This window comes from Pseudomonas sp. Sample_16 (genome assembly GCF_004307665.1).
Classification (GTDB): Bacteria; Pseudomonadota; Gammaproteobacteria; order Pseudomonadales; family Pseudomonadaceae; genus Aquipseudomonas.
Window position 1 is genome coordinate 143,204 of record NZ_RCOB01000168.1, and the last position, 12,293, is coordinate 155,496.

The window sequence follows — 12,293 nt, forward strand, 5'->3', positions numbered from 1 at the left end:
TAAATTGGCCGCTTTTCTGTGCACCAAGCCCCACAATCGCGGCCTTATGACCGTAGAAGTGCGGTAGTGTTCCGACAATCTAACACACGGACGCCGTCCGTTTTGTTTTCCACTGGAGAATCCCAATGGCGCTTGAACGCTCCGACGTGGAAAAAATCGCTCATCTGGCCTGCCTTGGCCTCAATGATGCCGATCTTCCACACATCACTTCGGCCCTCAACAGCATTCTCGGGCTGGTCGACGAAATGCAGGCGGTCAATACCGACGGTATCGAACCGCTGGCTCACCCACTGGAAGCCAGCCAGCGCCTGCGTGCAGACGTCGTGACCGAGACCAATAACCGCGAGGCCTACCAGTCCATCGCACCAGCGGTCGAAAACGGCCTGTACCTGGTTCCGAAAGTCATCGACTAAAGGGAAAGAGCCTGCAATGCATCAATTGACTCTGGCCGAGATCGCCCGCGGACTCGCCGATAAAAAGTTTTCTTCCGAAGAGCTGACCAAAGTCCTGCTGGCGCGCATCGCCCAGCTCGATCCTCAGCTCAACAGCTTCATCAGCCTCACCGAAGACCTGGCGCTGTCGCAGGCGAAAGCCGCTGACGCCCGCCGGGCCAATGGTGAGAGCGGCGCGCTGCTGGGCGCGCCGATCGCCCACAAGGACCTGTTCTGCACCCAGGGTATTCGCACCAGCTGCGGCTCGAAGATGCTCGACAACTTCAAGGCACCGTACGACGCCACCGTCGTCGCCAAGCTGGCCGCTGCCGGGGCTGTAACCCTGGGCAAGACCAACATGGACGAATTTGCCATGGGTTCGGCCAACGAGTCGAGCTACTACGGCCCGGTGAAAAACCCGTGGAACCTGGAACACGTGCCGGGTGGTTCGTCCGGTGGTTCGGCGGCGGCAGTCGCCGCTCGTCTGCTGCCAGCGGCGACCGGCACCGACACCGGTGGTTCCATTCGTCAGCCCGCTGCATTGACCAACCTTACAGGCCTGAAACCGACGTACGGTCGCGTGTCGCGTTGGGGCATGATCGCTTACGCGTCCAGCCTCGATCAGGGCGGCCCGATGGCGCGCACCGCCGAAGACTGTGCGATTTTGTTGCAAGGCATGGCCGGTTTCGATCCGAACGACTCCACCAGCATCGACGAACCCGTGCCTGATTACAGCGCCAGCCTCAACGGCTCGCTGCAAGGCCTGCGCATCGGCGTGCCGAAGGAATATTTCAGCGCAGGTCTGGACCCACGCATCGCCGACCTGATCATGGCCAGTGTCGAAGAGCTGAAAAAGCTCGGCGCCGTGATCAAGGAAATCAGTCTGCCGAACATGCAGCACGCTATTCCGGCGTACTACGTGATCGCCCCGGCGGAAGCCTCGTCCAACCTGTCGCGTTTCGACGGCGTGCGCTTCGGTTATCGCTGCGAAAACCCGGTCAATCTGATCGACCTGTACAAACGCTCTCGCGGCGAAGGCTTCGGGCCGGAAGTGCAGCGCCGGATCATGGTCGGCGCCTACGCGCTGTCCGCCGGTTACTACGATGCCTACTACCTGAAGGCGCAGAAGATCCGCCGCTTGATCAAGAACGACTTCATGGCGGCCTTCAATGAGGTCGACATCATCCTCGGCCCAACCACGCCGAACCCGGCCTGGAAGCTCGGCGCCAAGAACAGCGACCCGGTCGCTGCTTACCTGGAAGACGTCTACACCATCACCGCCAACCTCGCGGGCCTGCCGGGCCTGTCGATGCCGGCAGGTTTTGTCGACGGCCTGCCGGTCGGCGTGCAACTGCTCGCTCCGTATTTCCAGGAAGGCCGCCTGTTGAACGTTGCCCACCAGTATCAATTGAATACTGACTGGCACACCCGCACCCCAACCGGCTTCTGAGGAGACACACATGCAATGGGAAGTCGTGATCGGGCTGGAGATTCACACTCAGCTCACCACCCGGTCGAAAATCTTTTCCGGTAGTTCCACTACCTTCGGTTCCGAGCCGAACACCCAGGCCAGCCTGATCGACCTGGGCATGCCCGGCGTGCTGCCGGTGCTGAACCAGGAAGCGGTGCGCATGGCGGTGATGTTCGGTCTGGCGATCGACGCCGAGATCGGCCAGCACAACGTGTTCGCCCGTAAAAACTACTTCTACCCGGACCTGCCCAAGGGCTACCAGATCAGCCAGATGGAATTGCCGATCGTCGGCAAGGGCCACCTGGACATCGCCCTGGAAGACGGCACGGTCAAACGTGTCGGTATCACCCGCGCGCACCTTGAAGAAGACGCCGGCAAGAGCCTGCACGAAGAGTTCAGCGGCGCCAGCGGCATCGACCTGAACCGTGCCGGCACGCCGCTACTGGAAATCGTCTCCGAGCCGGACATGCGCAGCGCCAAGGAAGCCGTGGCCTACGTCAAGGCGATCCACGCGCTGGTGCGCTACCTGGGCATCTGCGACGGCAACATGGCCGAAGGCTCGCTGCGTTGCGACTGCAACGTGTCGATCCGTCCGAAAGGCCAGGTCGAGTTCGGCACCCGCTGCGAGATCAAGAACGTCAACTCGTTCCGCTTCATCGAGAAAGCGATCAACTCGGAAATCCAGCGCCAGATCGAGCTGATCGAAGACGGCGGCAAAGTGATCCAGCAGACCCGCCTGTACGATCCGAACAAGGACGAAACCCGTCCGATGCGCAGTAAAGAGGAAGCCAACGACTACCGTTATTTCCCCGATCCTGACCTGCTGCCAGTGGTCATCGAGAACGCGTTCCTCGACGACGTGCGCGCCACCCTGCCGGAATTGCCACCGCAAAAGCGCGAGCGCTTCCAGGCGCAATTCGGCCTGTCGGTGTACGACGCCAGCGTCTTGGCTACCAGCCGCGAACAAGCCGATTACTTCGAGAAAGTCGCGAGCATCGGCGGCGACGCCAAACTGGCGGCGAACTGGGTGATGGTCGAACTGGGCAGCCTGCTCAACAAGCAAGGCCTGGACATCGAACAGTCGCCGGTTTCCGCCGAGCAACTGGGCGGCATGCTGTTGCGCATCAAGGACAACACCATCTCCGGCAAGATTGCCAAGGTAGTGTTTGAAGCGATGGCCAACGGCGAAGGCAGTGCCGACGAGATCATCGACAAGCGTGGCCTCAAGCAAGTGACCGACACCGGCGCCATCTCGGCGGTGCTGGACGAAATGCTCGCGGCCAACGCCGAACAGGTCGAGCAATACCGCGCGGCAGACGAAGCCAAGCGCGGCAAGATGTTCGGCTTCTTCGTCGGCCAGGCCATGAAAGCCTCCAAAGGCAAGGCCAACCCGCAGCAGGTGAACGAATTGCTGAAAAGCAAGCTCGAAGGCTAACCACAGGGATCGTTCCCACGCTCTGCGTGGGAACGCCTCTCTGGACGCTCTGCGTCCGCTTATTTTGTGACGCGGAGCGTCACGGGCTGCATTCCCACGCGGAGCGTGGGAACGATCATGGGGTCACCTAATGAAGCGTCTGCTAAGTGCCTGCGCCCTCCTCTCGCTCCTTGCCGGTTGCGCCAGCAACGATATCGTCGATCCGCACGGCTATGACAAGACCGGCGTTGCCTCGTATTACGGCGCCAAACACCAAGGCAAGCGCACCGCCAGTGGTGAGCGTTTCAACAAGAATTCCCTGACCGCGGCCCATCGCCAATTGCCTTTCGGCACACGGGTGAAGGTCACTAACCTGAACAACGACAAGTCCTGCGTGGTGCGCATCAACGACCGCGGGCCACATACCCGTGGACGCCTGATCGACTTGTCACATGAAGCTGCCGCGCGCTTGGGCATGCTCAGGAGCGGCACTGCGCGGGTTCGCGTCCAGGCCCTCGACGACTGACACTTGGAGCCCCAGCCATTTTCGGACTAGCCGACCTACCCCTGATCAGCGTGATCGAATTGCTCAGCGGCCTGGTGCTGTTGATTGCCGGCGCCGAATTGATGGTGCGCGCCGCGGTACGACTGGCCGCGCGCCTGCATGTTCGACCGCTGATCATCGGCCTGACCATCGTCGCCCTCGGCAGCAGCGCGCCGCAGATGGCCGTCAGCCTGCAAGCCACGCTGACCCATAACGCCGACATCGCTGTCGGCAGTGTGATCGGCAGCAGCATTTTCAACATCCTGGTCACTCTCGGCCTCTCGGCGTTGATCATTCCGCTGCGGGTGTCGCGGCAACTGGTGCGCCTGGATATTCCACTGATGATCGGTGCCAGCCTGCTGGTGTTTGTACTGGCGTGGAATGAGGAACTGACTCGCGCCGATGGTGTGGTTCTGTTGGCGGCATTGCTTCTGTACCTGGCGTTGTTGCTGCGCCAGTCACGGCATTCTGTGCGTCCGGTATCGGCTCACAGCCTCACCGGCGAAGCGCCATGGTTCACCAGCGTGCTGATGATCATCGCCGGGCTGGGGATGCTGGTGTATGCGGGGCATCTGTTGCTGGGTGCAGCGGTGGCGGTTGCCACCGACCTGGGTTTGTCAGAGCGGATCATCGGTCTGACCATCGTTGCGGTCAGCACCTCCTTGCCTGAACTGGCGACATCGCTGATCGCAGCGTTGCGCGGTGAACGGGAGATCGCCGTGGGCAACGTGATCGGCAGTAATTTGTTCAACCTTCTGGGCGTGCTCGGAGTGACGGCACTGCTTGCGCCATCGCCGCTGTCCGTATCGCCCAACGCCCTGGACTTCGACCTGCCGGTGATGCTCGGTGTCGCCGTGCTGTGCATGCCGGTGTTCTACTCCGGCTATCGCGTAACCCGCGCCGAAGGCCTGCTGTTTCTGGGCTTGTACCTGGCTTACGGCCTGCACGTGTTGTCGTTCACCACCGGCATGCCACTGGCGGGCAAGCTTGAACAACTGATGCTGTTTTTCATCCTGCCGGCGCTGGTGGCATTTTTGTTGTTCACGTCGCTGCGCGCCTGGCGGCGCCAACACCACAAGAAGGAATTGCCATGACCGAGCATAAAAAACCCGGCGTTGAAGTACGTCGCCAAGTGATGGGCGACGCCTTTGTCGACCGCGCCCTGGGCAACGCCACAGATTTCACCCAGCCATTACAGGATTTCGTCAACGAACACGCCTGGGGCGCCGTGTGGAATCGTGAAGGCTTGCCGCTGAAAACCCGCAGCCTGATCACCCTCGCCGCGCTGACCGCGCTGAAGTGCCCGCAGGAATTGAAAGGTCATGTACGCGGCGCACTGAACAACGGCTGCACCGTGGATGAAATCCGCGAAGCGCTGCTGCATTGCGCGGTGTATGCCGGTGTGCCGGCGGCAATCGATGCGTTTCGGGCGGCGCAGGAAGTGATTGATAGCTACCAGAAGCCGGAGTAATCAGGTCCGCCCCCTTCGCGGGCAAGCCTCGCTCCTACAGGGGATATCGAACCCGTAGGAGCGAGGCTTGCCCGCGAAGAGCACTGATACACGCCGCAAATCTATCGATTAAATCCACCCACCCCACTGCAACAAAAAGATCCCGATATTGGTGGTGACCGCTGCCATCAGCGTGGTGATCACGATGATCGCCGCCGCCAATTCATGATTGCCGTCCGCCGCGCGGGCCATGACGAAACTGGCCGCTGCAGTCGGGCTGCCGAAGTACAGGAACAGAATCCCCAACTCCGCACCACGGAAGCCCCAGAGCCAGGCGCCGAGTGTCGCCAGGATCGGCAGGCCGAGCATTTTCACCAGGCTCGAGCTGAATGCCATCGAACCACTTTTGCGCATCGCCGCCAGCGACAACGTGCCGCCAATGCAGATCAACGCCAACGGCAAAGTGGTTTGCGCCAGATATTGGCCGGACGTCTCCAGCCATCCCGGCAGACTGATTTTGAAGTACGCAAACGGGGCCGCCGCAAACACGCTGATGATCAACGGATTGACCATGACGCTTTTGCAGATGCTCCACGGATCGGACTTGATCACCGGGCTGTACACCGCCAGCACGATGGTCGACAGCGTGTTGTAGAACAGGATGACCAACGCCGCGAGAATCGCCCCGAGGGAAATCCCATAGTCGCCGTACATGCTCGCTGCCAGCGCCAGGCCGATGACCCCGTTGTTACCGCGAAAGGCGCCCTGGGTATAAATTCCGCGGTCTTCGCGCGGGCATTTGACAATCGCCCAACCCCAGGCGATGGCAAAGCACACCAGGGTCGCGAGGGAGAAATAGATCAGCAGCGCCGGTTGCAGCGCGGCGTGCAGGTCGGCATGCAGGATGCCCAGAAACAGCAACGCCGGCATGCTGACGTTGAACACCAGGGCCGATGCGGTGTGGATGAAGTTGTCGTTGATCCAGTCGATGCGTTTGAGCAACACCCCGAGAAACAGCATGGCGAACACCGGTGCGGTGATGTTCAGGGTTTCGAGGAAAATTGCCAGCATGCCGGGGGTAACCTTGGGTGAGCGTCGTTAGTAGGCTAATGATAAGCCACTTTCACCCGGATCGTTCCCACGCTCTGCGTGGGAATGCCTCTTGTGACGCTCTGCGTCGAGCTTTTGGGACGCAGAGCGTCCCGGGTTGCGTTCCCACGCAGAGCGTGGGAACGATCACTGGTTGGTCTCAGGTGATCGGCGCCGGGTTGAACAAGGTGATGTCGTTATGCAGCTTGTGCTTCTCAGCCCACGTCTGCTGCTTGCCGCTGGCCACATCCAGATAGTAGTGGAACAACTCCCAGCCCAGTTCCTCGATGGAGGCCCGGCCTGTAGCAATGCGCCCGGCGTCAATGTCGATCAGGTCCGGCCAGCGTTGCGCCAGTTCCGTCCGGGTCGACACTTTCACCACGGGTGCCATGGCCAACCCATAAGGCGTGCCACGTCCGGTGGTGAACACGTGCAGGTTCATCCCCGCCGCCAGTTGCAACGTCCCGCAGACGAAGTCGCTGGCCGGGGTCGCGCAGAAGATCAGGCCTTTGTCCTTGAACCGCTCGCCAGGGCCGAGCACGCCGCTGATTGCACTGCTGCCAGACTTGACGATCGAGCCCAGGGATTTCTCGACGATGTTCGACAACCCGCCCTTCTTGTTGCCTGGCGTGGTGTTGGCGCTGCGGTCCGCTTCGCCCTTGGCGAGATAACGGTCGTACCAGTCCATTTCCCGAACCAGTTCCTCGGCGACCGCCCTGGTCTGTGCCCGAGAAGTCAGCAGGTAAATTGCGTCGCGCACTTCGGTGACTTCGGAAAACATCACCGTCGCGCCCGCCCGCAGCAACAGGTCCGAGGCATAGCCGAGGGCCGGGTTGGCAGTGATGCCGGAAAACGCATCGCTGCCACCGCACTGCATGCCGAGAATCAGCTCGGACGCCGGCACGGTTTCCCGACGGCGTTGATCAAGCTTCTTCAGACGGATTTCCGCCAGTTCCATGATCTGTTCGATCATCTCGGTAAAACCGTGACTGGAATCCTGCAGGCGATAGAGCCACGGCTCGCTCAAGTCCACCGAGGCATCGTCCTCGTGCATCACCTGCCCGGCCTGCAATTTCTCGCAACCCAGGCTGATCACCAGGGCCTCACCACCCAGGTTCGGGTTGCGCGCCAGATTGCGCACGGTACGAATCGGGATGTAGGCGTCGGTGGCCGTAATCGCCACGCCACAGCCGTAGCTGTGGGTCAGTGCCACCACGTCATCGACGTGCGGGTACTTGGGCAACAATTCGTCCTTGATGCGCTTGACCGCGTGATCGAGCACACCGGTCACACATTGCACGGTGGTGGTGATGCCAAGGATGTTGCGCGTGCCGACGGTGCCGTCGGCGTTGCGATAACCCTCGAAGGTGAAGCCTTCCAGCGGTGCTTGCGCGGCCGGCACTTCGGTAGACAGCGGCAGGCTGTCCAGCGGTGGCGCGGTCGGCATGCGCAGTTGATCTTCCTTGACCCAACTGCCGCGTGGAATCGGCTGCAAGGCGTAGCCAATGACCTGGCCGTAACGAATCACCTGGCCACCCTCGGGAATGTCTTCCAGGGTGACCTTGTGGCTCTGTGGCACGAAGTCCACGGTGACCAAACCATCGGCAAACTCGGTGCCGGCCGGGACGCCCTGATCGTTGACCACGATCACCACATTGTCCCGCTCGTGCAGGCGGATGTAGCGCGGCGAGTCGGAATGTTCAATCAACTGCATGACGCCGCTCCTCAGGAATGCGCTTGAGACAATTTATTGTTGGTTTCAGGACCGCTGACCGGTGGCTCTTTGAGCACCACACGCTTGATCGGACCGACGATCACCAGATAGCTGAACACCGCGACCAGTGCGTTGCAACCAACGAACACCAGCGCCCACTTGAACGAGCCGGTGGAACTGATGATGTAGCCGATCACGATCGGGGTGGTGATCGAGGCCAGGTTACCGAAAGTGTTGAACAGGCCACCGCTCAGACCGGCGATCTGTTTCGGCGAGGTGTCGGACACCACGGCCCAGCCCAGTGCGCCCACGCCTTTGCCGAAGAATGCCAGGGCCATGAAGCCGACGACCATCCACTCAACATCGACATAGTTGCAGGCCACGATGCTGCTGGAAACCAGCAGGCCGGCAATGATCGGTGCCTTGCGGGCGAAGGTCAGGGAATGGCCTTTGCGCAGCAGGTAATCGGAAATCACCCCGCCGAGCACACCACCGATGAAGCCGCAGATCGCCGGCAACGAGGCGATGAAACCGGCCTTGAGGATGGTCATGCCGCGTTCCTGCACCAGGTACACCGGGAACCACGTCAGGAAGAAGTAGGTGATACCGTTGATGCAATATTGGCCCAGGTACACGCCGAGCATCATGCGGTTGGTCAGCAACTGACGGATGTAATCCCACTTCGGACCGTCGGACTTCTTGCCCTTCTGGTCCATGTCGACCATGCCGCCGTTCTCGGAGATGTGCTTGAACTCGGCATCGTTGATCCGTGGGTGTTCACGCGGGCTGTAGATCACTTTCAGCCAGATCAGCGAGAAGATGATGCCCAGGATACCCATGACGATGAACACATGTTCCCAGCCGAAGGAGTAGACGATCCAGCCCATCAGCGGGGCGAACAGCACGGTGGCGAAGTATTGCGCGGAGTTGAAGATCGCCGAGGCCGTACCGCGTTCAGCGGTCGGGAACCACGCCGCAACGATGCGCGCGTTGCCAGGGAAGGACGGCGCTTCGGCCAGGCCCACCAGGAAGCGCAGCATGAACAGCGCAACCACCGCCGTGGACATGCCGAATTCACCGACGAAGCCTTGCAGCACGGTGAACAGCGACCAGGTGAAGATGCTCAGTGCGTAGATTTTTTTCGAACCGAAACGGTCCAGCAGCCAGCCCCCGGGAATTTGCCCGGCCACGTAGGCCCAACCGAATGCGGAGAAAATATAGCCAAGGGTGACGGCGTCGATGCCGAGGTCTTTTTGCAGGCTGGAGCCAGCGATAGCGATGGTAGCCCGGTCGGCGTAGTTGATCGTGGTCACCAGGAAAAGCATGAGCAGGATCAGATAGCGGACGTGAGTCGGCTTTTGCGTCGATTGCATGTAGATGTACTCCCACAAATTATTTTTATGCGCGGGTGAATCTTCTTCGGTCTTTTGTGGGAGCTGGCTTGCCAGCGATGCGGGCACCCCGGTGTGTCATTGACACCGCGGTGATGCGATCGCCAGCAAGCCGGCTCCTACAGGGTATTGCGTGGATCAGGAGCCGATGTAGCTGGTCTTCACGACCGTGTAGAACTCTTGCGCATAGCGACCTTGCTCACGTGATCCATAGGATGAACCTTTACGCCCACCGAACGGAACGTGGTAATCCACGCCGGCGGTCGGCAGGTTGACCATTACCATCCCGGCCTGGGAGTGGCGCTTGAAGTGGTTGGCGTACTTCAGGGATGTGGTGGCGATGCCCGCCGACAGACCGAATTCGGTGTCGTTGGCCATGGCCAGCGCAGCATCGTAATCGGCGACGCGGACAATGTTGGCCACCGGACCGAAGATCTCTTCACGGCTGATGCGCATCGACGCTTCGCTGTCGGCAAACAGCGTTGGCGCGAGGAAGTAGCCCTCGGTGTCACAGGTCACCAGACCACCACCGCTGACCAGACGCGCACCTTCAGACTGGCCGATGTCGATGTACTTCATGTCTTGCTCAAGCTGCGCCTGCGAGACGACCGGGCCGATGTCGGTGCCGGCTTTCAAGGCGTGGCCGACCTTGATCGACTTCATGCGTTCGGCCATGGCATCAACGAACTTGTCGTGAATCCCGGCGGTGACGATGAAGCGGCTCGACGCGGTGCAACGCTGGCCGGTGGAGTAGAACGCGCTCTGTACCGACAGTTCGACCGCTTGCTTGAGGTCGGCGTCGTCGAGAATGATCTGCGGGTTCTTGCCGCCCATTTCCAACTGAACCTTGGCCTGACGCGAGACGCAGCTCACGGCGATCTGGCGACCAACGCCCACGGAACCGGTGAAGCTGATGCCGTCGACCTTCGGGCTGTGCACCAGTGCATCGCCCACTACTCGACCACTGCCCATCACGAGGTTGAACACACCGGCGGGGAAGCCTGCGCGGGAAATGATTTCCGCCAGCGCCCAGGCGCAGCCCGGCACCAGGTCCGCAGGCTTGAGCACAACGCAGTTGCCGTAGGCCAGGGCCGGGGCGATTTTCCACGACGGAATGGCAATCGGGAAGTTCCACGGAGTGATCAGACCGACCACGCCCAAGGCTTCACGAGTCACTTCGACGTTGACGCCCGGGCGCACCGACGGCAGATAGTCGCCGGACAGACGCAGGCATTCACCGGCGAAGAACTTGAAGATGTTACCGGCGCGGGTCACTTCACCGATGGCTTCAGGCAGGGTCTTGCCCTCTTCCCGGGCCAGCAGCGTGCCGAGCTCTTCGCGGCGGGCGAGGATTTCGCTGCCGACTTTGTCCAGGGAATCGTGACGCGCCTGAATACCGGACGTGGACCAGGCCGGGAATGCGGCACGGGCAGCATCAATGGCGGCGTTGACCTGGGCCAGGTCTGCCTTGGCGTAATCGCCGATGTTGTCGCTCAGCTCGGACGGGTTGATGTTCGCCGAGTAATCGCCACCGGCAACCCATTCACCATTGATGTAGTTATCGAAACGCTTTGCATCTGCCACTTTAAGATCTCCTCACGCAAAAGGCCGCTGATCACTCAGCGGCCTTACTTAATCGGATGTGTTACTGCGCACCCTGCTTGTCGATCAGCGCCGCGAGCATTTCATACTCTTCGCCAGTCAGATCGGTCAGCGGCGCCCGCACAGGGCCTGCGTCATAGCCGGCAATTTTTGCCCCGGCCTTGACGATGCTCACCGCATAACCCGCTTTGCGGTTACGGATGTCCAGGTACGGCAGGAAGAAGTCGTCGATGATCTTGCCAACGGTGGCGTGATCTTCGCGAGCGATCGCGTGGTAGAAATCCATCGCGGTTTTCGGGATGAAGTTGAACACCGCCGAGGAGTAGACCGGCACGCCCAGCGCCTTGTAGGCAGCGGCGTAGACCTCAGCGGTCGGCAAACCGCCCAGGTAGCTGAAGCGATCACCGAGGCGGCGACGGATCGACACCATCAACTCGATATCACCCAAGCCATCCTTGTAGCCGATCAGGTTCGGGCAGCGCTCGGCCAGACGTTCCAGCAGCGGCGCGTTCAGGCGGCAAACGTTGCGGTTGTAGACCACGACGCCGATGTTGACCGATTTGCACACCGCTTCAACGTGGGCGGCAACACCGTCCTGGCTGGCTTCGGTCAGGTAGTGCGGCAGCAGCAACAGGCCTTTGGCGCCCAGACGTTCGGCTTCCTGTGCGTACTCGATGGCTTGACGGGTCGAACCGCCCACGCCGGCCAGGATTGGCACGCTGGTGGCGCAAGTGTCGACGGCAGTCTTGATGATTTCCGAATATTCGCTGGCCGCCAGAGAGAAGAACTCACCGGTGCCACCTGCGGCGAACAGAGCCGAGGCGCCGTATGGGGCCAGCCATTCCAGACGCTTGATGTAGCCAGCGCGATTGAAATCGCCCTGTGCATTGAAATCGGTAACCGGGAAAGACAGCAGACCGGAAGAGAGGATGGACTTCAGTTCTTGTGGATTCATTATTCGAACACCCTGGGTTGCGACGTTTGTGTGTGATGACCGTTCAGCCTGCGCTGAAGTTGTAGGTCATCGTACAACTTAAAATACAACCGTCAACTGCATTTCATCGCGCTGGGTGAAAATTGTTCGACAAAAGGCTCGAAAACCCCATTTTAAAAGCCTTTGGTGGGAATGAAGAGGATGGCGCTTCGAACAATGCCAATCCTAGAGATACGTCATCCTAGGACCCTAA

Annotated in this window: 11 protein-coding genes; 6 read left to right on the top strand and 5 right to left on the bottom strand. The window is 60.6% G+C overall.

Going from position 1 to position 12,293, the window contains the following annotated elements:
• Nucleotides 1-125: 125 nt before the first annotated feature.
• The 6 genes from gatC to D8U69_RS22170 all read left to right on the top strand — a co-directional run bounded on the left by gatC (nucleotide 126) and on the right by D8U69_RS22170 (nucleotide 5,331).
• A complete protein-coding gene (gene gatC / locus D8U69_RS22140) occupies nucleotides 126-413 on the top strand; it encodes an Asp-tRNA(Asn)/Glu-tRNA(Gln) amidotransferase subunit GatC (protein ID WP_007976465.1) in 288 nt (95 codons plus the stop codon).
• A gap of 16 nt (nucleotides 414-429) precedes the next feature.
• Nucleotides 430-1,881 carry an Asp-tRNA(Asn)/Glu-tRNA(Gln) amidotransferase subunit GatA gene (gatA, locus tag D8U69_RS22145; RefSeq protein WP_056855015.1) on the top strand — a complete coding sequence of 484 codons (1,452 nt, stop codon included), beginning with the start codon at nucleotides 430-432 and terminating at the stop codon, nucleotides 1,879-1,881.
• Between the two features lie 10 nt (nucleotides 1,882-1,891).
• Entirely contained in the window at nucleotides 1,892-3,337 is a 1,446-nt protein-coding gene (gene gatB, locus D8U69_RS22150) for an Asp-tRNA(Asn)/Glu-tRNA(Gln) amidotransferase subunit GatB (protein ID WP_130908124.1), read from the top strand.
• A 130-nt stretch (nucleotides 3,338-3,467) separates the two neighbouring features.
• Nucleotides 3,468-3,842: a septal ring lytic transglycosylase RlpA family protein gene (locus D8U69_RS22160; protein WP_056855013.1), complete on the top strand. Its 375-nt coding sequence runs from the start codon at nucleotides 3,468-3,470 to the stop codon at nucleotides 3,840-3,842.
• A 50-nt stretch (nucleotides 3,843-3,892) separates the two neighbouring features.
• Entirely contained in the window at nucleotides 3,893-4,954 is a 1,062-nt protein-coding gene (locus D8U69_RS22165) for a calcium/sodium antiporter (protein ID WP_130906262.1), read from the top strand.
• Nucleotides 4,951-5,331, top strand: coding sequence for a carboxymuconolactone decarboxylase family protein (locus D8U69_RS22170; protein ID WP_056855011.1), 381 nt, complete (start codon nucleotides 4,951-4,953; stop codon nucleotides 5,329-5,331). The genes D8U69_RS22165 and D8U69_RS22170 overlap by 4 nt, the downstream gene beginning before the upstream one ends.
• Nucleotides 5,332-5,439: 108 nt before the next feature.
• On the opposite strand, the gene D8U69_RS22175 is transcribed toward D8U69_RS22170, so the two are convergent.
• From D8U69_RS22175 to kdgD, 5 genes are all read right to left on the bottom strand, one after another.
• Nucleotides 5,440-6,381 carry an AEC family transporter gene (locus D8U69_RS22175; RefSeq protein WP_056855010.1) on the bottom strand — a complete coding sequence of 314 codons (942 nt, stop codon included), beginning with the start codon at nucleotides 6,379-6,381 and terminating at the stop codon, nucleotides 5,440-5,442.
• Nucleotides 6,382-6,559: 178 nt separating this feature from the next.
• A complete protein-coding gene (garD, locus tag D8U69_RS22180) occupies nucleotides 6,560-8,113 on the bottom strand; it encodes a galactarate dehydratase (protein ID WP_130908125.1) in 1,554 nt (517 codons plus the stop codon).
• An 11-nt stretch (nucleotides 8,114-8,124) separates the two neighbouring features.
• Nucleotides 8,125-9,486 carry an MFS transporter gene (locus D8U69_RS22185; protein ID WP_056855008.1) on the bottom strand — a complete coding sequence of 454 codons (1,362 nt, stop codon included), beginning with the start codon at nucleotides 9,484-9,486 and terminating at the stop codon, nucleotides 8,125-8,127.
• A 156-nt stretch (nucleotides 9,487-9,642) separates the two neighbouring features.
• Entirely contained in the window at nucleotides 9,643-11,088 is a 1,446-nt protein-coding gene (locus D8U69_RS22190) for an aldehyde dehydrogenase family protein (RefSeq protein ID WP_130908126.1), read from the bottom strand.
• A 61-nt stretch (nucleotides 11,089-11,149) separates the two neighbouring features.
• The gene (gene kdgD, locus D8U69_RS22195; RefSeq protein WP_020796617.1) at nucleotides 11,150-12,061 is read right to left on the bottom strand and encodes a 5-dehydro-4-deoxyglucarate dehydratase; all 912 of its coding nucleotides are present in this window, start codon (nucleotides 12,059-12,061) and stop codon (nucleotides 11,150-11,152) included.
• Nucleotides 12,062-12,293: the final 232 nt, after the last annotated feature.